The sequence below is a fragment of the Streptomyces sp. NPDC096136 genome (assembly GCF_044763325.1).
Taxonomy (GTDB): Bacteria; Actinomycetota; Actinomycetes; order Streptomycetales; family Streptomycetaceae; genus Streptomyces.
Genome location: NZ_JBIWFZ010000013.1, coordinates 50,219 through 70,654 on the forward strand (window position 1 = coordinate 50,219; position 20,436 = coordinate 70,654).

Annotated in this window: 19 protein-coding genes and 3 pseudogenes; 10 read left to right on the forward strand and 12 right to left on the reverse strand. The window is 70.0% G+C overall.

Features of this window, described 5'->3' with window-relative positions:
- Window positions 1-272: 272 nt before the first annotated feature.
- Window positions 273-892, forward strand: a pseudogene (locus ACIRBY_RS25020) (IS110 family transposase); the annotation flags it as partial.
- Window positions 893-914: 22 nt separating this feature from the next.
- Here the strand turns inward: ACIRBY_RS25020 and ACIRBY_RS25025 are convergent.
- Complete coding sequence (locus ACIRBY_RS25025) at window positions 915-1,355, reverse strand: hypothetical protein (protein WP_403904121.1); 441 nt, start codon at window positions 1,353-1,355, stop codon at window positions 915-917.
- Between the two features lie 5 nt (window positions 1,356-1,360).
- Window positions 1,361-2,266 (reverse strand): IS256 family transposase, encoded by a 906-nt coding sequence (locus ACIRBY_RS25030; protein WP_403904124.1) that lies wholly within the window; start codon window positions 2,264-2,266, stop codon window positions 1,361-1,363.
- Window positions 2,267-2,385: 119 nt separating this feature from the next.
- Here ACIRBY_RS25030 and ACIRBY_RS25035 point away from each other — a divergent pair, with 119 nt between their 5' ends.
- Window positions 2,386-2,715 carry a hypothetical protein gene (locus ACIRBY_RS25035; RefSeq protein WP_403904127.1) on the forward strand — a complete coding sequence of 110 codons (330 nt, stop codon included), beginning with the start codon at window positions 2,386-2,388 and terminating at the stop codon, window positions 2,713-2,715.
- Window positions 2,716-3,109: 394 nt separating this feature from the next.
- The gene (locus ACIRBY_RS25040; protein WP_403904129.1) at window positions 3,110-3,334 is read left to right on the forward strand and encodes a hypothetical protein; all 225 of its coding nucleotides are present in this window, start codon (window positions 3,110-3,112) and stop codon (window positions 3,332-3,334) included.
- Between the two features lie 555 nt (window positions 3,335-3,889).
- On the opposite strand, the gene ACIRBY_RS25045 is transcribed toward ACIRBY_RS25040, so the two are convergent.
- The gene (locus ACIRBY_RS25045) at window positions 3,890-4,852 is read right to left on the reverse strand and encodes a ricin-type beta-trefoil lectin domain protein (protein ID WP_403904442.1); all 963 of its coding nucleotides are present in this window, start codon (window positions 4,850-4,852) and stop codon (window positions 3,890-3,892) included.
- A 5-nt stretch (window positions 4,853-4,857) separates the two neighbouring features.
- Here ACIRBY_RS25045 and ACIRBY_RS25050 point away from each other — a divergent pair, with 5 nt between their 5' ends.
- Window positions 4,858-5,187 (forward strand): hypothetical protein, encoded by a 330-nt coding sequence (locus ACIRBY_RS25050; protein ID WP_403904445.1) that lies wholly within the window; start codon window positions 4,858-4,860, stop codon window positions 5,185-5,187.
- A gap of 716 nt (window positions 5,188-5,903) precedes the next feature.
- Window positions 5,904-7,139: a serine hydrolase domain-containing protein gene (locus ACIRBY_RS25055; protein WP_403904131.1), complete on the forward strand. Its 1,236-nt coding sequence runs from the start codon at window positions 5,904-5,906 to the stop codon at window positions 7,137-7,139.
- A 32-nt stretch (window positions 7,140-7,171) separates the two neighbouring features.
- Here ACIRBY_RS25055 and ACIRBY_RS25060 read toward each other — a convergent pair whose 3' ends face one another.
- The 4 genes from ACIRBY_RS25060 to ACIRBY_RS25075 form a co-directional block, all read right to left on the reverse strand.
- Window positions 7,172-7,693, reverse strand: coding sequence for a patatin-like phospholipase family protein (locus tag ACIRBY_RS25060; protein ID WP_403904133.1), 522 nt, complete (start codon window positions 7,691-7,693; stop codon window positions 7,172-7,174).
- Window positions 7,690-8,331, reverse strand: coding sequence for a hypothetical protein (locus ACIRBY_RS25065; RefSeq protein WP_403904136.1), 642 nt, complete (start codon window positions 8,329-8,331; stop codon window positions 7,690-7,692). Before ACIRBY_RS25065 ends, ACIRBY_RS25060 begins: the two co-directional genes overlap by 4 nt.
- A gap of 561 nt (window positions 8,332-8,892) precedes the next feature.
- Window positions 8,893-10,191 (reverse strand): RICIN domain-containing protein, encoded by a 1,299-nt coding sequence (locus ACIRBY_RS25070; RefSeq protein ID WP_403904140.1) that lies wholly within the window; start codon window positions 10,189-10,191, stop codon window positions 8,893-8,895.
- Window positions 10,192-10,405: 214 nt separating this feature from the next.
- Entirely contained in the window at window positions 10,406-11,017 is a 612-nt protein-coding gene (locus tag ACIRBY_RS25075; protein ID WP_403904142.1) for a hypothetical protein, read from the reverse strand.
- An 804-nt stretch (window positions 11,018-11,821) separates the two neighbouring features.
- Here ACIRBY_RS25075 and ACIRBY_RS25080 point away from each other — a divergent pair.
- The gene (locus tag ACIRBY_RS25080) at window positions 11,822-12,919 is read left to right on the forward strand and encodes a hypothetical protein (protein WP_403904145.1); all 1,098 of its coding nucleotides are present in this window, start codon (window positions 11,822-11,824) and stop codon (window positions 12,917-12,919) included.
- Window positions 12,920-12,995: 76 nt separating this feature from the next.
- The gene (locus ACIRBY_RS25085; RefSeq protein ID WP_403904146.1) at window positions 12,996-14,354 is read left to right on the forward strand and encodes a phospholipase A2; all 1,359 of its coding nucleotides are present in this window, start codon (window positions 12,996-12,998) and stop codon (window positions 14,352-14,354) included.
- Window positions 14,355-15,114: 760 nt separating this feature from the next.
- Here the strand turns inward: ACIRBY_RS25085 and ACIRBY_RS25090 are convergent.
- From ACIRBY_RS25090 to ACIRBY_RS25100, 3 genes are all read right to left on the reverse strand, one after another.
- Window positions 15,115-15,486, reverse strand: a complete 372-nt coding sequence (locus ACIRBY_RS25090) for a hypothetical protein (RefSeq protein ID WP_403904148.1) — start codon at window positions 15,484-15,486, stop codon at window positions 15,115-15,117.
- Between the two features lie 5 nt (window positions 15,487-15,491).
- The gene (locus ACIRBY_RS25095) at window positions 15,492-15,710 is read right to left on the reverse strand and encodes a hypothetical protein (RefSeq protein WP_403904151.1); all 219 of its coding nucleotides are present in this window, start codon (window positions 15,708-15,710) and stop codon (window positions 15,492-15,494) included.
- 156 nt (window positions 15,711-15,866) lie between these two features.
- Window positions 15,867-16,421 (reverse strand): DUF4232 domain-containing protein, encoded by a 555-nt coding sequence (locus ACIRBY_RS25100; RefSeq protein ID WP_403904153.1) that lies wholly within the window; start codon window positions 16,419-16,421, stop codon window positions 15,867-15,869.
- 217 nt (window positions 16,422-16,638) lie between these two features.
- Here ACIRBY_RS25100 and ACIRBY_RS25105 point away from each other — a divergent pair.
- Window positions 16,639-16,827 (forward strand): annotated as a pseudogene (locus ACIRBY_RS25105) (HNH endonuclease); the annotation flags it as partial.
- 42 nt (window positions 16,828-16,869) lie between these two features.
- Here the strand turns inward: ACIRBY_RS25105 and ACIRBY_RS25110 are convergent.
- Together ACIRBY_RS25110 and ACIRBY_RS25115 are read right to left on the reverse strand one after the other, a co-directional pair.
- Window positions 16,870-17,469 (reverse strand): restriction endonuclease, encoded by a 600-nt coding sequence (locus tag ACIRBY_RS25110; RefSeq protein WP_403904447.1) that lies wholly within the window; start codon window positions 17,467-17,469, stop codon window positions 16,870-16,872.
- 154 nt (window positions 17,470-17,623) lie between these two features.
- Window positions 17,624-17,832 (reverse strand): annotated as a pseudogene (locus ACIRBY_RS25115) (hypothetical protein).
- A gap of 259 nt (window positions 17,833-18,091) precedes the next feature.
- Between ACIRBY_RS25115 and ACIRBY_RS25120 the strand changes: the two are divergent.
- Complete coding sequence (locus tag ACIRBY_RS25120; protein WP_403904449.1) at window positions 18,092-18,652, forward strand: hypothetical protein; 561 nt, start codon at window positions 18,092-18,094, stop codon at window positions 18,650-18,652.
- A gap of 922 nt (window positions 18,653-19,574) precedes the next feature.
- Window positions 19,575-20,177, forward strand: coding sequence for an Imm21 family immunity protein (locus tag ACIRBY_RS25125; RefSeq protein ID WP_403904155.1), 603 nt, complete (start codon window positions 19,575-19,577; stop codon window positions 20,175-20,177).
- Window positions 20,178-20,436: the final 259 nt, after the last annotated feature.

Below are 20,436 nucleotides of genomic sequence, written 5' to 3' on the forward strand. Positions count from 1 at the left end.
AGTTCGGTGGGCGCCACGTCCACCGGCACCCCCCGATACCGTTTTCGTGGCTCCGCAATGGGGCCTCCGGCCTTGGGGTCCGGCATGGCTTCCCCCCTTGTTGCGGTTGATGATCCGGGGGGTGGTGTCACCGGGCCCGGAGGCATCGACGGACCGCTGATGAGGGGCTTGAGCACCGGCTTCGCCCGAGCCGGAAGAGCTCTCCGTAACGTGGGTGTGGCAGCTCGGTGCCGAGGCAAGGCCGGACGAAGGCGTGATGGAGGGGCCTGCACGTGATCGACACCAGCGACATCGACGTCTTCCTCGGCCTGGACGTCGGCAAAGGCGAACACCACGCCACCGCCGTCACACCCGCCGGGAAGAAGGCCTTCGACAAACGGCTGCCCAACACCGGGCCCAAGCTCCGCGAGCTGCTCGCGAAACTACAGGCCAAGCACGGAACGGTGCTGGTCGTGGTCGACCAGCCGGCCTCGATCGGAGCCCTGCCGCTGGCGGTCGCCAGAGACATGGGCTGCCCGGTCGCCTACCTGCCGGGGCTGACGATGCGGCGGATCGCCGGGACCTCTACCCGGGCGAGGCCAAGACGGATGCGAGGGACGCGTTCATCATCGCGGACGCGTCCCAGGCGATGCCTCACACGCTGCGGGCGATCGATGGCGAGGACGAGACGATTGCCGAGCTGGAGGTGATCGTCGGCTTCGACGACGACCTCGCCGGCGAGGCCACCCGGGTCGCGAACCGGCTCCACGACCTGCTGACCCAGATCCATCCGTCGCTGGAACGCGTGTTGGGGCCGTGGTCGCAGCACCCGGCCGTCCTGACCCTGCTGGAACGGTTCGGGTCACCAGCTCAGATCCGCACGGCCGGACGGCGCCGCCTGGTCACCCTGTTACGGCCGAAAAACCGAGCAATAGTCAAGAGTTGTGGGTGGGGCTCTCCGGCTCGGCTGCGGTGATCTCGGCTGCTGCGAGTTGGGCTTCTTCGCACACTTGTGGGTCGGGGTGGTGGAGGAAGGGCTCGATCAGCGGTCGGGCCTGCGGGTCGTGGGTGGCGCCGAGGATGTAGAGGGCGTGTTCGAGGAGTTCGCGTTCCATCGTCGGCATGGCGACGGTCAACGGTTCAACGAGGTCCAGGGGCAGGCGGTGGTGGTTGAACGCCTCGCTGATCGAGTTCAGGGCGGACTCGCGCACCGTGGTCACCCGTTCGTTGACGGCCAGGCTGACCAGGCGTCCGACGACCAGGCGGGCGGAGTCCGTGTCGAGTGCGGTGCCGCGCAGGAGGTCCCCGAGGATGTCGGCGGCAACGTCCCGGCGGCTCGGATCGCGGTCGGTCAGCGCTTCAAGTGCCGCAAGCATGTCCTTCATGCTGCCACCTCGGACCGCTCGACCAGGACGCCGTCCTCGAAGCGGGCGCCGGCGCGGACCAGGGGCACCAGGTGGGCGCCTGTGATCGCGCGCCATCGTGCCTGGGCTGACTCGACGAGCGTGAACACCATGGCCAGGGCCGCGGCTGGGCTGCCCGCGCCGCGGGTGACCTTGGTGCGGAGCTTGACGGTGGAGAAAGTCGACTCGATGGGGTTCGTGGTTCGCAGGTGGATCCAGTGCTCGGCCGGGAAGTCGTAGAACGCGAGCAGTTCCTCCCGGCCGTCGGTGATCTTCGCGACGGCCTTCGGGAACTTGGCGCCGTAGGTCTTCGCGAAGACCTCGATCGCCTTCTCGGCGCGGCCTCGGTCCTCCGCGTTGTAGATCTCCTGCATCGCCTTCGTCGCCGGGGCTGGGCGGACTTCGGCAGGCAGTTGGTGACGTTCCGGGCTTTGTGGACCCAGCGCCTTTGATGCCGTGCGGCTGGGGAACACCTCGGCGAGCGCGCGCCAGAGGCCCATGGCGCCGTCTCCGACCACCAGCTCGGGGTCGCGCATACCGCGCCGGCGGCAGTCTCGAAGCAGGTCGGCCCACGACTCGGTGGATTCCCGCAGGCCCTCGGCGAGCGCGATGAGCTCCTTGGTCCCGTCCAGGCGGACGCCGAGCAGGACCAGGACGCATGAGTAGGCCTGGCCGAGACGGACCTTGGGGTGCACGCCGTCGGCCCATACGTAGACGTAGTCGCGGTCGGACAGGTCCCGGGACTGGAAGGCGGCGTGGTCGTCGCTCCACTGCTTGGTCAGCCGGGTGACGGTGGCCGGGGACAGGCCGGCGGTGCCGCCGAGGAACTGCTCCAGGGCGGGTACGAAGTCCCCGGACGACAGTCCGTGCAGGTAGAGCAGCATCACACTCCTGGAGCCCGGGCAAGCCGGGACGTGATCCGCACACACAGGCCCTGACCCGGCCCTCGGTGCGAAGCGATCAGCCGCCGTTCACTATTGTCATACAGGGGAAGGGTGTGGACATGGCACTGGTCAGAAAGGGGTCGCGGCTCATCACGGTGGACGGCACCACCTACCGGTGGCGGCTCCGCGGACGGCCGACCTACGACCAGGGCCTGGTCGTGTCACCCCTTGCCTATGCGGTCGAACATGCCCGGACACCCGGCACCACACTGGTGGTCACCACCAACCAGCCGCACCCGAGCAACTGGTTCGCGGCAGCCGGCAGCCCGGTCCTGCCCTCCCAGGTAGCCGACAGCATCCGCACCGCTCTCACCGACGGCTGGACCCCCCAGACCCCCGGATCCCCCTTCCACCTCGACCAGTCAGCCGGCTTCGGCCCGCCTCACTGACCCGGCGCACTCAGGCACTCACCGACCCAGCCACCCCTCGCCGGAGGGCCCAGCTGCGGCTGCGGGCAAGCCCTCCCGCCGGCAACAACCCAGAATCGGGGGCGGAGGGGCCCGCGACGAAACCATCGATCACCAGGGCGAATACAGTAGTGATGATCTTCGCGCGCTGATCTGTTTACCTGATTGCCGAGCAGGTCTGGCGTCTTCACCGGCTGGGTGAGGCACTGAGCCTTTTCAGCATTGAGCGTTTTCAGCGTGGCCACCGATCGGGTGACGGCGGCGAGCCCGAGGTGAGGGCCGCAACGCACAAGGCTCCCGTGCCGTTGGGGGAGGTGTTCGAAGTCTCAACCCACCCGCACAGGGGCCTCGTTGGTTCCCCAGCTACCACGAGAGCGTGCAGCGCGACGTGCTGGTCCGTCCGTTGGGGCCGCTGTACCCGGAGAACCACCCCGGCACCGCTCTGGGGTTCATCATCAGTGGCAACCACGACCACGGAAACTGGGAACTGCGCAGCCCCGACACCTACCTGCGTGACCTCCAGGACCACTGGGCCAAGCGCGGGTACCCGGCCGTCTCCTGGCCGTCCGCAGCCCCGCTTCGCGATGGAGGGCAGCAGTGAGCGACACCCCCACAGAGGAGAAGGGCACGCTCCCTACGCCCGCCGCGCTTCGCTCCGAGGCCGACCACCAGGAACGCGAGGCAAACATCACCGTGGCCGCCGCCGACGGCGCGGACAAGCTGCGCGAGCGAATCGAGCGGGTCGCCACCTCCATCGCCGCCCGCCTGGAAGACCCGTACCCGAGTACGAGACCCGCCTCCACCGCTCCCTCGGCTGGGCCTACGGCTACGCGGAGGCCTGCCTGGACCACGGTGACCCCGATGGCGCCGCCAAGCAATGACTGTGGCTGGGCGGTCAGGCTGCGGTGTGGCACAAGCATGCCAGCTGCTTCCAGGCGATCCGATGACCGACACCGACTCCACCATCCCGAGCCAGCGCCCCGTCCGGAAGCGCTTCCGGGACCCGCACGCCGGGCAACTGCACTACCCGCCCATCCGCAACGGCGTCGACTACCTCCAGAGCGTGGGCGACCTGCTGGGCGACCGCAGTGAGCCGATCGGGCGATGTGACCCATCGGCCATGAGGGCGCGTGTGTGGGCCGGGAAGCTGTTCGTCTTACAGGAGGTGAAGACGGCCTCGGCCATGTTCGCTTCGTACTCGGTGGCCGCCAGGGCCTCCGGATTGAGCCTCAGCGACCGCAGCGCGCAGGGCGTCGGCGATGCCGATTCCGGTCCGCATCTTGGCCACCTCCGATGCGGCCTTCGCCTGGAGCTCCGCCGTGTGCGCCGCTTCCCTGCGGAACTCGGCCTTGGCCTGAGCGGCTTGCGCCAGAGCACGGTGGGCGATGGTCTCGCTGTCCGCGCCGGAGGCCCGGGTGGCTGCCTCTGCGGTCTCGCCGGCCTTCACCATCGCGTCCAACGCAGCGACAGCGCCCTTGGTGACCTGCGCCTTCTGCTGACCGACCAGCAGACCACGGCCCCGCGGAGCACCGCTCGCGTCCGCGATCGTGTAGGCGGCCTGCGTAGCGGTATCAGTGGTCGTCGCTGCCTTCTTCGCCTTCGCAGCCTGGGCCCTGAGGACGTCGAGCTGCTGCTTCGCGCCTGCCTGGGCCCCGGTGACGGCTGCCTTGGCCTTGGTGAACTCACTCTGCGCCGGAACGGCTCCGTTGCCGGAGGGCTTCACATCGAACTGCTGCGGGCCGGTGTCGTTACACACCCACAACCATGCGTCGTAGCCAGGTTCGTACGTGTGCAGGTCCAGGCACTTGCCCGTACCGACGCTCTTCAGGCTTGTGGTTGCGCGCAGGTTGTACTCCCACGTCTGCGCCGGGGAACTGTTGCACGTCCAGATCTGGACCCGAGTGCCGTTCGCCGCATCATTGTTCGACACGTCCAGACACTTGTAGGAGTTGAGGTTCTGCAAGTGCAGGCCGTGGTCGTCACCGAACATCCGCCACTTTTGCGCCGCCGTGCCGTTGCACGTCCAGATCTGGACCGCGGTGCCGTCGTTCGTGCCGGAGTTCTCGACATCGAGGCACTTGCCGTTGGCGGCATGAACTTCGAAGCGCCCTCGACACAGCCCGCATCAAAGCCGCCCTCGCCGCGCACAACGACGCCCCGCTCGTCATCGTCGAGGGCACCTTCGCGCTCACCCTGCCCGAGCTCACCACGATCACCACCCGGAAGGTCTTCGTCGACACCCCCGCGGACATCCGGATCGTCCGCAAAACCCTCCGCAAGATCAACGAAGGACAAGATCCCGCCCCCGGGCTCCGCGGCTACACCACCAGCAGCCACTCCTACACCCATCACGTCGCACCGACCCGCGACCAGGCCGACATCGTCCTCGACGGCACCCACCCCACCGCCGAGCTCACGGAACGCCTCGCGGCACACCTGAGCAGCGAACACTGAAGTCCCCGGGGGTTCGATGGCCACGCTCACCAGATGTCTCCTGCCCGTGTGAACCGTACGCCCGAGGGATCAGGCCGAGCACAGCCCGCCCGGTCGTCCCCTGCGCACGGGGGGCCGTCCGCCGCCGCTCGCGCTCGAGCAGCATGAATCCGTGCGAATTCCCGCGCCCCACCCCGCGCTCCCCAGGGGTGGGGGCGGCGTCGCCGTTACCCGCGTAGCCCCGGGCGACGGTCCGAAGAAAATTGAAGGCCACCGGGAGGTCCTCCACCAGGCACTCTTCCCCGGCGGTCGCGTGCCGCCGGGCGAGCGCCGCGCGGGCACCCTCCTCGACGGACCGCACCGCCCCAGCTTTTTGCCTAGTACCACACGACCGAGCTGTATGCCGGTCGTCCCGCGCGTGTGGGCCGTACGCGACAGACCCACCACGGCCTTCGCCGGAAAGCTTCGACCGCGGCAGGATCGGTCGGCACCGCGGGGTTCGTACGAGGCGGGGGCGTGCTCACGCAGCCAGCAGTCGATGCGGTCCCAGGGCAATCCGAGCGGCGGCACGGACGACTTCATGGCGCCGATCATGCACGGCACCACCGACTACGCTGGCCAGAGGCGGGCCTCCGCCCGGTGTCCGGTCGCCACCGCGGACCCGGGTTCCTACGATGGGAAGGTCCGCTCGGGGAGTCGGGGACCGCTCGGGGACGAAAGCCAGGGGGTGATCCTCCATGGGCCGGTACCGCACGCCCACCGTCCTGGCAGCTGCCTCACTGATGCTGACCACGCTGTGCGCGGGCCAGGCCCCGGCCGCCACCCCACCCGGCCTGAACGGCATCGACCCCGTGACCGCCGAGCAGCTCGACGACGCGATCACCGCCTCCATGCGCAAAGCCGACATCCCCGGAGTGGGCATCGGCCTGTGGATCGACGGTGAGGACCCCTATGTACGCGCCTTCGGCACCTCCGACAAGGCCACCGGCGTCCCCATCAAGACCGACATGCACACCCGCATCGGCAGCGTCACCAAGACCTTCGCCGTCACCGCCGCCCTCCAGCTGGTCGACGACGGGAAGGTACGGCTCGAAGCGCCGATCTCGACCTACCTCGACGGCGTGCCCGGCGGCGACAGGATCACTGTGCAGCAGCTCGCCGACATGCGCAGCGGCCTGTTCAACTACACCGAGGACCCGCGCTGGATGGCCGCCTTCAAGGCCGACCCACACCGCGCCTGGACCCCGCAGGAGCTGTTGGACTTCTCCTTCGCGCACCCCGCCAACTTCCCGCCGGACGCGCGCTGGGAGTACTCCAACACGAACACCGTCCTGCTCGGCCTGCTCGTCGAGAAGGTCAGCGGCCAGCCGCTGCACACCTACCTGCAGCAGCATGTGCTCGAACCAGCCGACCTGGACGCGAGTTCGCTGCCGACCGGCGCGGAGATCACCGCCCCGTTCGTGCACGGCTACACGAACTTCACCCCGGACGGCGCGACCGTCGACGCTTCCACCTGGAATCCGTCCTGGGGCTGGGCGGCCGGCGCGATGCTCTCCACCATGGACGACCTGCACTCCTGGGTCCCGACCCTGGTCACCGGCAAACTGCCCGACGGCGACCGGCTGCTGGAGCCGGGCACCCAGGCCCAGCGGCTCCGCATGCTGCCCACCGGGCATCCGGGTGTGGGCTACGGGCTAGGCATCGCCGACCTCGACGGCTGGATCGGCCACAACGGCGAGCTGCCCGGCTACGAGACCATCGCCGTCCGCCTCCCGCAGGCCCGCGCCACCATGGTGATCGTGGTGAACTCCGACAGCGACGGGAAGTTCGGCAACCTGAGCTCCGTCATCGCCAACACGATCACCAAGATCGTGACCCCGGAACATGTCTGGGAGCTCCCGCCGGCGGCCCAGCCCAACACCGTCCCGGAACCGTCCGCCCCGTCGACCCCGACCCCGAAGCCGAGGTCCTGACCCGCCGCCCGGCCCGTCTGTCCCATGCCGGGTCACTTGCCACCGATGACTCGCCGGCGAAGTGCCTGTCGAATACCCGGAGCCGACCTTTCTGGTGGAGCGGGAGCTGGGACCCACCGTCCGCCCGGCCGGGCGCTGGCGAAGGCCCGCGGGCCCCGGCCGGGGCACCGGCGAGAGCATTGCAGCGACACCGTCCCCTCCAGGCCCGCCGCCTCCGACGCCTCCCGGGCCATCGGCTCCACGACCAAGGCCATACGCGCGCCTGCGGCGAGGTCCGGGTTGGTGCCGGCACGCAGCGCACCGTCGATGAAGTGGCGTTCGCCGATCGGGACGGCAGGCGCCGCGCCGGGGAACGCGCTGGAGGCCGCGACGGCAGCCGACAGCGGGACGCCGCTGTCGGCGTCCCAGACCACTGGCACCCCGCTTTCCGCCTCCACCGCGGGGATGAGCAGGCGGCGCCCGGCCGGCCAGGTGTCCGTACCGACGAGCCATGGGGATGGCGGTGGCGGAGGGCTACTCGGACCACGTGGGTCCTGCCCGTCCCCGCCTGTCATCCGGGCGGGGACGGGTGGGACCCGGCCAACGCTGTGGGAGTGCGCAGGCCTGGAGTGCGGCGCCGCCAGTAGGCGATGGTGAGGAGGGCGAGGAGCGGTCCCCAGAGCGGGAGCGGGGCGTAGGTGGCGAGGAAGAAGCCGAGGCGCCAGCCGTGCAGCGTGACGGTGGGGAAGTCAGCCGGAAGCGGGTTTCCCTGGAGCGTGACCCCGGAACCGATCTGGACGGCGAGGGTGGTCCACAGGGCCGTGAGGATGGTGGCGCCGAGCGCGGCGGGGATCACGGCGGCCGGGAGCGGCACTCGGCGTCCGCGCAGTACCGGTATCCAGCGGGGGAACACCTCGCCCCACGCGGCGATGAGACCCACGGCGGCGAACGCGAGGAGCTCGGAGAGGAGCGACAGGAAGGTCACGTACACCGGGTCGGGAAGGCCCACTGCGGTGTCGGCAGCGCCGTGGTGTCGGCCGTCGCCGGCGACGTCGAATACGACGGTCGCGATCCGCCAGATGCCGGACGGCAGGACGATGAACGGGATGGCGTGGGCGACGGTACGGGCCCAGCGGGGGACTCCTTCGACGGGCGCGTGAGCGGCCCGCCATGTGCCACGCCATCCGGTCCGAGGTGTGTCGACGGCGGTCATAGTGCTCCTCAGGTCACGCGGTGCCTCCGGTTCTTGTCATCTCGAAGATCGCACCCGCTGTGAGGAGCAGGCGTCGCCCGCGGGCACGAACCGGTTCCCCCGCTTGGGGGAACCGGTACCAGCCCACAGGCGGACTTGTGAGGGGACCTGGGGAATTACGTGACTGCCGGGGTGGGGAATTGCGCGATCGTCCACAAGTACCGGCTCCCAGCCGGCGGCGGCGAGGGATGCACTGTCTGTCAGGCCCGCCTCGGCCAGAACTGTCATCATCCCCTGCCGCGGTCCACGGCTGGCTGTCCGGTCGAGCGGACCGGTCCGTGACCCTCGGACTGCCCGGGCCGATCCGTTGGCGCCTGTGGATCCGCCGAAAGCGGTGCGGGCGAGACCGCCCGTCGGCCGGCTCTTCGCGACTTCCGGAGCCACCTTGTCGCAGCCGCCCACGTCGACCTCCGACACCAGGATGAGGACGTGGATGCCACGGCCGGTATGGAGCCACTTCTGATCCGCGGTCGACGCGGCGAGTCGGTGCTCTCCTGCGAGGTCGTCGGCCGGTTGCGGGGTTCACTGCCAGATCTGAGCCGCGCTGTTGTCGCAGGGCCACTGGCTGGCGAGGGCGCCGTCGCCCTGGCCGCGGATGGTCAGGCACTTCCCCGATCTGTTGACGATGTTCCAGCCCCCGCCCGCGACGGGCCGAAAGATCCAGACCTGGCTGGAGGGCGCGTTGTTGCAGCTCCACTGGTTGGCGGTCGCCCCGTCGTCGCCGACGTCCCCACGGATCTCCAGGCATTTGCGTGAGTCCATGCTCACGATGTTCGTCTCCCCGGCCGGGTTGGTGATGAGCCATTTCTGGCTGGAGGAGTTGTTGCAGGTCCACTGGTTGGCGGTCGCCCCGTCCTGGCCGGCGCTGCGACGGATCTCCAGACACATCTGCGTGGCGGCGTTCACCCAGGTCCGGGGCCCACTACCTACCGCGGGCGGGGGTGGGGCGGGCTTGGGTGCCTTGCTCTGCGCCGGCGTCGGCGCGGTCACCGGCGTCGGCTTCGCGCTCGGCTCCACGGCATCCTCCGAGGGCGCCGCGTCGGACAGCGTGGGTGTAGGCGTGGTGGTGGGGGACGCCTGAGGTGTCTGGGAAACAGTCGGCGACGGTTCCTCTCCCGGCCCGATGCTCTCCTGACCGAGGCCTTGGGGCGGGGAGGCCACCGGATCCGTCGCGTGGTCGGGCCGGTTTGCGATGATCAGGACCCCGACCAGGGCTGCGAGCGCCACCCACTGGGCCGGCGTTCTCCACCGCCGGAGCCGTTCAGCCGTGCTGCGCGGCTGCGGACCGGGACCCGATGAGCGCGAGACGACCGGCTCGTCGGGATCGGATCGGAGCGCCGGGTCCGGCTCCGGTGCGATGTCCGTGGCGGGCCCTGGTCTCTCATCCGTCGAGGTCAGCGGGTTGTCCACAGACAACGCGGCGGCTTCGTCGGCGAGCAGGCCCTGTGTGTTCTGCTCCGGTGCAGAGCCCTTGTCCTCTTCCGAGGCCACGGACGCAGTTGCGGCGGGAGGCGACGTGGTGGCAGCCGTGGCAGCAGCGGACATCGCCGCGGCGTAAAGGCGGCGTGCCTCCTGAAGCTTCTGGTCGCGGGTGCGGGCGTCGCGGGCGAAGCGGTCCTCGACGATCTGCTTCAGCCGCGAGAGCGGAATGATCTTCTGGCCGGAGCGGTACTCGCTCCAGATGCTCCTGCTCCCCGTGTACCGCTGCTCGAGCTGGCTCACCGTGTACTCGGTGGTCAGGTCTCGCAGGAACTGCGCGAGCTCGTTCGCCTCGGCCGTACGGCCCTTCAGCGGGCCCGGCGGGCGTCCCGGTCTGCTCATTCGTCCCCTCCATGGTCCGACTTGTTCGTGCAAGTTCGCGAATATCCGGAGTCTTTACCCCCGCTGAACTGCGAAGACGCAGGTACGAGCCGCCGGACAACGGCTCAGGTCCGCGACCACCGGGAGCCACCTTGCCCAGCCCTCACGCCGGCCTCCAACGCTGTGCCCGGACCGCGGCTGGTGACAGCGGCGCCACCAGTCCTTCGACATCGACCTAGCAGCCGGCCTGGTCGGCAGCGTTCCGATGGAGCGGTCTCTCCGCCTTGACCACCGTTCCGGCGGGGTAGGAGGAGAACGCGATGCGCCAGAGGCTGTCAGGCTGGCCGTCGACCGTAAGGCGGGTCAGGGTGGTGGACAGGTCGGGAGTGACGTCCAGTACCGCGATGGCGTAGTCGGCACCGGCTCCCTCTTCGGAGCCCACGGTCACGGACTTGGCGCTCCAGCGGCCCGCACCGGTCGTGCTGTCCTGGCTGACCGGTCTGAGGATGAAGAATTCCTTGTCGACGCGCATGCCGATCCACAGCTGGTGGCCCTGGGCGGACTGCCCCTGGCCGGAGACGTCGATGCAGCGGGCAACCGGGCCGTCGGCAGGCTTCTCGATGGTGACTGCGTACTCAGGCGCGTCGGCGGCGGGCGTTGCCGGATCCGGTGATGTTCCGGGCTCGGGCTGATTCTTGCCGGGTTGGGCCGGGCCGGTGGAGAAGGGGCCGACGGATTGTGCGGGACGGCTGGGGCTGGACCCGTCGGGTGGCGACGCGTCGGACTCCTTCGATCGGTCGGACTCGTTGGCGATGACGAGTACCGCGGCCAGGACTGCCAGTGCCACCCACTGTGCGGGGGTCCTCCAGCGCCGGAGCCGGTCGGCCCGCGGCTTGGGGCCGGGGGCGGATCCTGCGGGCCGGGGCGATGAGAGCAGGGGGCCGGGTTGCGGTGGCGCCGCGGGCAAATCGCCGGGAGGCACGGGGTCGGCCTCGGGCGGGGTGGCCGGCTCCGCAGACTGCCCGGCGGGTGCGCCTCGGAGTCCGGCTGGCTCCGGAACAGCACCGGGACCGCCGACGGCGGGGTCCGGCGGGGGTGCGGGGGCCTGGACCGCTCCCGACGGACGGCTCGCGGGGATGGCCGCGTCCGGAGGTGGGAACTGGCTGGGGGCCGACGTGGCGGTCGTCGCGGCAGTGTGAAGCCGACGTGCTTCCTGCAGCTTGTGACCCCTGGTGCGCGGGTCGCGGGCGAAACGGTCCTCGATGATCTGGTGGAGCCGCGCGAGCGGAATGATCTTCTGGCCGGAGCGGTACTCGCTCCACACACTCCGGCTCAGGCCGTAGCGCTCCTCCAGCCGGCTGACCGTGTACTCGGACGTCAGGTCCCGCAGGAACTGTGCGAGTGCGTTGGCTTCGGCGGTGCGGCCCTTTAACGGCCCCGGCAGACGCCCTGGTCGGTTCACTTCTCCCCCTCCGGCGGCCCACATGTTCGCGGACGTTCGCACAAGTTCGCGGACGTCCGGTCTTCGCAGCCGCTCTGACCTGCACTGACGTGTTCACGGTCCAACGGATAATCAGATCAGGTTCCAGCGTGGTGTTCCACCGCTTCCGCCGACCCGGACGGCGGAATCCACCACGGCGAAGGGACCACCGTGAAAGAGCCGTTCATACGCCGACCCAAAGCCATCGCGGCCCTGACCGGGCTGCTGCTGGCCGTCGGCCTGGCTGTCATCCCCGCCCAGGCCAGCGTCGACAACCATTACGCCACGTCCGACTCGACCGGAACCCTCGGCAAACAGGCGGCTCCCGGCGGCCCGGTCACCCGCGAGCAGATCATCAGCCGGGCGAAGTCCTGGGTCGACCAGGGAGTCCCGTACAGCCAGGAATCGGGCTGGAAGGACGAGGCCACCGGCGGCCCCTACCGGCGGGACTGCTCCGGCTTCGTGTCCATGGCCTGGCAGCTGAGGACGAGCCTGACCACCGAGACCCTGTCCACCGTCGCGCAGCGGATCTCCGTCAGCGAGCTCGAGCCCGGTGACGCCCTCGTCAACACCACGAGCCATGCCCTGCTGTTCGGCGGCTGGACCAACAGGGCCAAGGGCGACTTCTTCTACTACAGCGAACCGCGCCCCGGCAGGCAGGCCAGCAGGGCCGGCGGCAACATCCACGACTACAAGATCGCCGGCTACTTCCCCAGCAGCTACGTCCCGCTCCGCTACAAGAACCTCACCACCACCCCGCAGACACCCCCACCGGCAGCCGCCCCGGTGCCGGCGCCCAAGCCGAGCACCACCGCGCCGGCCCCAGAGCCCAAGCCGAGCACCACCGCGCCGCCCAGCCCGAAGCCGAGTACGACCACCACCCCGGCCCCGAAACCGAGCGCCACCACGACGCTGGCGCCCAAGCCCAGCACCACCACGGCGCCAAAGCCGAAGCCCAGTGCCACCGCCAGCCCCACGACCGCCACCGCAGCACCGAAGCCCGGCGCCACCACCGTGCCGAAGCCAAAGCCGAAGCCGAGTGTCACCGTAGCGGTGCCGAGCCCGGATGCCACCGTCGACGTCCTGGCTCCGGAGCCCAGCACGTCCGCGTCGGCCACACCGCCGTCGGCCCCCGTCCCGGCCGCGGCCGACGGCCCTCCGAGCGCCGCTCCTCCCATCGCACCGGACGCCAGCTGTGCGCCGGCCCGCCGGAGTACCCACTGGTTCTGGGTTTTGGCCTTCCCCGTCCCCATCGTCTTCACCTCCTGACCCGCCCCGGCTCCTTCCCAGTCGGTCGCGTCCGCCTCATCTCAACGCCCTGAAAGGGACCACCATGAACACTGTCATGCCCGAAGATGACCAGCCGAGCTCCCAAGGGGCCGCCCGCACTCACTGGTGGCAGCGCATCCACGGCGCCATCCGCATGCTGTGCTTCCTCGTCGTCGGTGTCATCGCCCTCGGTGTCGCCGCGAACGCCGCTCCCGTCAAGAAGACGTCGGGAACCGTGACGATGGGCCAGATCGTGGCGGCCGGCGACTCCGTCTACGCCCTCGCCTCCGACAAGTCGGCCGTCTACGAGTGGTCGGAAGGCCTGAACAACTGGCGGAAGGTGAAGGGCACGACCGAGAAGCTCTACGCGGGTGGTGACGCCGTCTACGCGATCGAACCGGGCCGCGGAGACATCAGCAAGTACGACACCAATACCGACAAGTGGCCCGTCATCGGCGGCCCCGGCGCGACCTTCGCGGCCACCTCCAAGCACCTCTACGGCATCAGCCCCGACCACAACATGGTCATGGAGTACGACGCGAAGAAGAACACCTGGCGCAAGGTTGGCGACCGGGCCCAGGACCTGTACGCCGGTCCCCAGGGCGCCCTGTACGTCACCAACCCCGACGACAAGACCATCCACAGGTACGACGGCCAGTGGAACGTCGTCGGCGGCCCGGGCGCCACCTTCGCCGTCACCGACCAGAGCCTCTTCGGCCTCACCCCCGACCACAAGGCCGTCGTCCAGTACGACGCGGGCAGGAAGAAGTGGACCGCCATCGGCGGACCCGCCGGAACCATCCTCGCCGGCAACAACCTCTACGCCACCAACCCCGACACCGGCGACCTCTACAAGTACGGCGCCGGCCGATGGGACCGCATCAGCGACAAGGCGGCTGCCTTCGCCACCAGCGGATACCACCTGTACCGCCTCACCCCCGACGGCCACTCCGTGCAGACCATCATCCGACGGGGCATCTACGAGGAGTGGAAGGACCTCCGCGGGCCCGCCGCCGTCCTGGCAACCCGCGACCAGAAGATCGCGCAGTTCAACACCCTGAACCAGGAAGGCGCAGCCAGCCGTAAGGCCTGGAAGGCCGCCCGCGACGCGTACCGCAAGGGGCAGCCTGACATCTACGAGTTCAACTGGAGCACCAACTACTGCAACTTCCCGGCCCCCGACATCGCCCTCGGCGTCTACGACTTCCGGGATGCCTGCGCCCGCCACGACTTCCTGTACCGCAACTACAAGGACATCCACGGCGACAAGGCCTTCCAGAACAACCCCGACGGCCAGGCCCGCGCCGACGAGATCCTTCGGCTGGACATGATCGACACCTGCTCAAAGCAGGTCATCGGCTCCAGGCAGATCTGCGAGAGCCATGCGGCCGCCTACTACGAGGGCGTCAGGCTCCACTCGCAAGTCGACGGCTGATCACTGCCAGCACCCTTGCCCGGCCCGCATCCAGCAGGCCGGGCAAGCGGCCTGTCGGGTCAGGAGGACCCGCCGAACATCTCGAGGCGACTCTCCGCGCAGGGACCCGGACAGCTGGCACCCGCCGCGCTATACGACCCGGGCCCGGCGGCGGCGCGGGTGCCCGGGTCTTCGGTCCTCGGCTGTTGGGCTACAGCCCTACCCGCCACTGCAAATCGCCCCCATGCCGCTTGCTGGTGCAGACCGTTGCCCACGGGAGCGGAAGGCCCCGATCCAGTTCGACGACCGCCCCCCTCACGGCCAGACGGTGGCCGCCTCGGGGCGGAGATCCGGCCAGTCGGGAAGGGTGCGGGTGATCTTCCCGGCGGGTACTTCGACGTCGGAGTTGTGTGTGGGGGGGCGCATGGGGTGCTATTTGCGTCGGACGCGGTCGGGGCGCGTGAGGACAAGTACCTGGAACGTGCGGAGGACGAAGCGCGGACGGCGGCCCAGGGGTGCCCTGCGTGGAGGAGCCCGGTGGCGGACAGGGCGGCGGGGGTGTCGAAGGGCTCGATCTCGATGAACCGCAGCCCGTTGATGTAGGCGAGCAGGCCGGGCCGCGCGTTGTCGCCGGCGGTCAGGGAGAGCACGGGTGCGTAGAGGGTGCCCGGGCCGCCGGAGGGCCTGGACGTAGAACGCGGCGACGCCTCGTTGTACGAGTCCTTCGGATCGTGCAGGGCGGTGGCGGTGGTGTGGTCCAGGACGACCGCGATCGGCCCCACTACGCGGCCGCCGGGTCCTGGCGGGCGCCGAGGCGCTCCAGGAGTCCGCGGGCCTTCGCCTCGGCCGCCTCGCTCGGCACGGTGCCCAGCACGGAGGCGAGCTCGGCGCGGGCCTGCCCGGCACGCTCCGCGTACTCGGCCTGGGTGGGCCGGCCCTCGGCGAGGTCCTCGACCAGCTGCCGGATCGTCGTGCCGTACTCAATCCACCAGTCCGGAGGTTGCGGGAGCGGCCGGCGGCGGGCCCGTTCTTCCTCCGCCGCGCGGACGACGCTGATCTTCTCGTCGACCCGGGCGAGGGTGAGCTCCAGCCAGCGGCGTGCGACCAGGAGCTGGTCCAGGGCCGGCGGCAAGGGCAGGAGCGGTTCCGGCATGGCGGCTACGCCGCCTCGGCCGCGTCAGGGCCCTCGGGGGCCTCGGGGACTTCGGCCGGGAGGGCCTGCCGCTTCAGCCGCATGCGGCTCGCCACCAGGATCTCGGCGGGCACGCTCGTCCAGTGCAGGTGGCTGCCGACGTCGACCGACAGCTGCCCGATCTCGGCCCACAGACGGTCGACCGTCGCCTTCTCCTCGTCGCTCCAGCCGGGGCTGTCCGGCACGTCCCCGCGGTGGAGTTTGATCACCGCAGGTCAGCGACCCCGCGCACCTTCGGTGCGCTGAGTCGCTGGCCTGCACTCATGTGCAGTTCCTCGTAGACGTGTAGGTCAGAGCCTTGCGATCGTCGTACAGGCTGCTCGATTTGTGAGGACGGGGGGTCAGGAAGGCTCGACCGCCGAGACCGGGGTGGCGGTCACCTTGTTGTCGCACTGGGCCCACCACCCGTCCTTCAGGGCGACCTTGTGCTCCCCGGAGTGCGGCAGCCCGATGACCATCGTCGGATACGCCGCCGGGGTATTGCCCGACACGCAGTAACCGTCGCCCTCCCCCTGGACCTGGACGAAGGTCAGCTTCACCCATGCCTTGCCCTGCGGCCGGACCGGCACGGCGGCCGCCGTGCCGGTGGGGGTGACCTTGAGCGGGGTGTTGCCGGCGCCCGTGACCGTCGGATAGCCCTTCAGGACGCACGTCTTCTGGGAGACGTTGGTGAACTGCACGACCGCCGCCCCGGTCCCGGTCCCGACGGGCCGGTGGGCGGCCTGCCAGGCGCTGACCTGGAGGGCGGAGGCCGGGCAGGCGGGCGGCGGGGTGGATGTGGTGGTGGTGCTCGCCGCCATGGCGGTGCCGGGCAGGATGCCGGTCACCGCCGCCGCGACGGCCGTGACCGCCGTCGTCGCCAGAGCCGCCCTGCGAATGCCGTTGCTGTGACGCATGCTGTCGTCCCCCTGAGTCGTCTCGTCCGCGGGTTTCGGTCGTCGGTTGTTGCCCCGCGGTACGCGTGGTACGTGAGTGAAGATATGGGCGGGAGGGCGGCAGAGTGCCGTACGGCGACCACCTGTGACGGAACGGTCAAACTCCGATGGCAAACGGTCAAGATCCAGTGGCACGGGACATCGGACAACGACCCGCGCCCGGCCAGATCCGATGAGGGACTCGGGCGCCTCCTCCTTGGCACCCGCGCGCCGCGAGGCCTACGCCAACGACCAGGGCCAGCCCTCTTCCCTGATCGCGGTGACCGCGCGCTCCAAGGGGAGCAAGGCGGACCAGGACCCCTCCCAGTGGCTGCCACCGTCGCCGGAGGCGCTGTGCCAGTACGGGGCCGGGTGGACCGCGACCAAGCAGGGAATCAGCGGTGTCCCTCCGCAGATGCGCTTGACCCGGTCAGGTGGCGGGGCGGCGCTTGGTGCCGCCGCCGCTGCCGTTCAGCGGGATCAGGCTCTCCAGGTGAGCGCCTTTGACCCAGGAGCCCAGCAGGTCGCGGTGCAGGGCCACGATGTCCTGGCGCAGTGCCAGGCCCAGCGCTCCCCTCGTGAAGGAATGGCCGGTGGTGACGAACAAAGCGACATCCGCGCCGTGCTCGAGGCGGGCGGTGCCGACGAATTTCTGCATGTCCTGCGAGGGCACGCTCCGGTGCGCCGCGTACTTCTTGCACTGGATGACCAGCTTGCGGCCGTCGGCCAGGTAGCCGACGACGTCCGCGCCCAGGTCGCCGCTTTTGCCGCTGACGACGACCTCTGTGCAGCCGTCCCGCCGGCACAGCTCCGCGACGTACGTCTCGAACTCCTGCCAGGTCAGAGCATCGACCTGGGCCATGGACAACTCGCGCGCCCGTGCTTCTTCCTGCGCCCGCCATGCCCGGTCCCGGCCAACCGCCTGGCGGTGTGCCCGCAGCAGTGCCCGGCCGGCCCCGCCCAGCGCGGCCGCGGCGAGCGCCGTCACCAGGACGGGCCACACCATCGACCAGTTCGCGACGACCCACATCACGACGATCACCGCCGCTACCACGCTCCAGACCAGCAGCTGCCTGCGGGTCTGCTTCTCCAAGCGCCGGCGCTGTCGACGTGCCGCCATCACTCCCCCGCTCCCCGGGCCCGTGGTCCGCAGTGCGCCGCCGGAGCTTTGAGGGTGCGGCAGCTCACCGGTCGGCCTGCGTGACGCCGCTCGCCAGCTGCCCCAGGACGTTCACGATCCCCTCACCGACCGGGGTAGGGGCGAGCAGGACGCCGAGCGCCAGGACGTTACGACGGTCAGTTTCTCGTCGAAGCGGCTGCGGGCCTCCGTACGCCGCCGCAGTCTCCAGATGACGATGGCTACGAGCAGTACCGCCACGTTGATGGTCACCAACCGCCCCGGCCTCCCTACCGACTGGCTCGCGCCCCACAGGCGGCTGGATGTCGCCGCCAGGCTTCTTGTCTAGCGGCGGCTTGGAGAAGTGGTAGGCGGGTCGCCGACGAATGGCACAAAGCCATCGAACCTGGCCGAATATCGCATGGTGGCGGACCCCAGTGGCTGGTCATCCCGCTGACACGGCCCAGGCCTGCGTGGCAGGTTCGGAAGTGATCGACAACGGCATCAGCGAGGGGGCCTTCGCGTGGACACGCGAATGTGGAACGCACTGGTCGGAGTGATGAAGGAGGCGTACACCGCCTCGCTGGGCGAGGGGACGGTGCCGCGCCCGGTCATGATGCCGCTGGTGCGCGGTGAGCTGGTCGGGCTGATCTGGGTCCGCCCGCTCAAGGTTGGGAAGGACGCGCTCACCGGAATCGCGGAACTCGCGAACATCGCCGCGGCGGCCGGCGCGGACGAGGCCGTCCTCGCCTGGGAGACACACGACGTCGCCACCGCCTGCGAGCTGCCGATCGTCGGCCCGGCGCCGTGCCTGAACATGGTGTTCGCCACTCGGGACGGGCACGTCCTGCGCCAGTTCCCGTATGACGAGCAGCTCCTGTTCCGCAGCCTCGAGGGCTGGGCGTCGGTCGCACCCGACTGGAGGCCGGCCGCCGTGCCGCAGCCCGGCGGAGAGCTTGTGCCACCCATCCAGGCCGCAGTGAACTGCGCCTTCACCCCCATCGAGCTGAACCACCCCGACCCGTTCGGTGTCACCGTCGTGCTGATGGAAGAGGACGGCTACCGCATCAGCCTGACCGAAGCGTTCGCACGCTGATCCCGTGGCACGGAACCCCGATGACGACGCGCCCCGTCGGATGCGGGCCGCAGAAGAACGGGCCTCACAAGCCATGACCGAGAGCATTCGTGGCTGTGGAGCAGGCACGATGCCGACGGCCGGGCGCGACGCGGGCAGCACGACCGGGGCCACCGGCTTGTTCACGACGACGTCGGCCTGCTGCGCGGCCACGGCTTCGGCGCGGGCCTTGGCAGCGGCGGCCTGCTGCTCCCGGACCTGCTTCCAGCGGCGGGCCTTGGCCCACGCTTCGGCGGTCACATCCTGGTGCAGCCGCAGCGCGACGGCAGCGCGGCGCTCGCTCTCGGAGGCGCCGGGCATCGCGGCGTCGACGGCGGCCGCGACCGCGCGGCGCTGGGCACGACGGTCGATCTGCCGGTCCTCGCATCGCGGGCAGTCCCCGCCGGAGTCGAGCAGCGCGCCCTCGTCGCACCGGGGCTCCGCGCACAGCTGACGCTGCGGCAGGCCCCGGCCGATCAGCCAGCCCCCCGGGTCCTTGATCGGCCCGGCCAGCCGCATCTGCTCCGCCAAGCGCCGGGCGAGCCGGTCGGCCAGGATCTGCGGCGCGTCCGTACAGCCGGCGAACCCGACGACCCTGCTCAGCTCGCTGCGGGCGGCGGCCTCCACCAGGCGCGGGGCGGCCGGACGTTCCACACGTGCCCACACCAGGTCGACCGGGGCCAGGACGGCCCGCAGGTCCTCCGACGGCAGAGGCACCCTCCCCCGCTGCTGCCTGCTGGCTTTGTAGCTGAGTTCCAGGAACGTGTGCTCAGTTCCAGGAACGGCTCTCCTCCCTGGAAAGTGATGTCGCCGAGTTTCAGGAACGCCCGGGTCCTTGCTTCAGGGCCATGCTTCTGCTGGGGGGCGGGGACGCCCTGTCACTGGGCGAGGGCAGACTACGCGCATGAGTGATAGGGCCAACGCCATCCACCACGGGCTCGGTCTGACCTGGGTGGAGTCCATGGGTGGACCGCTGATCGTCGTTCCCGTGTCCGCGCTGCACGAGTGGGGCGGCTGCACCGAGGACGGTGTGATCGTCGGTGGCACCGACGAGCCGGACGACTACGACCGAGCCTGTGCGGTCGAGGAGTACGCCGAAGTGATCAGCCTGGGTGACGCTCGCACTGCGTCCGCGCTGGTGCTGGGGGACGAGCCCGCCACCACCTGCTACCGGCCCGAGCAGAGGATCTTCCTGCGGTGGCTGGCCGCTGACTCCGACGCCGAACTCCTCGCTGCCGCAGAGGCCCTTTTGAGCGACCCCGCGACCCCGTGGGAGGACTGCGGGGTCTGGGAGACAGATGGCCCTGCGGTTCTCATGGATTCCGCCGAGGCCGGCAAGGACCTCGGCGTGCCCTACCCCGACGGCAGGGGACAACCGGAGGAAGCCCCGGTTGTTGTGCCCGCAGGGCGATGGGAAGTCCGTGCCTACCACAAGACCGGTGAGTTCCCCTGGGTCGGTGTAGTCCAGCGCCTCCCCGCCGCCACTCAGCCGAGACCTACCGCTTGACCCCCGCACTGCCGGAACAGCAGCGGTCGGACACCAAGTCGATAGCCCACGACCTGACCGCGTGGCGGCTGGGGTGCCCACCGCTCCCTGCGCGCCACCAAGGACACGCGTTCCTACCTTTCGCCGACATCTGCCAGGCGGGACCACCGCGGTCGTTCCCGGAACCCGTCGACAAGCGTTCCTGCTTCTGACCTACGCAGCCAGTACGGCTCACTGTAGCGATCGCAACAGGTGTGGCGGGATCGCTGATACGAGGGAT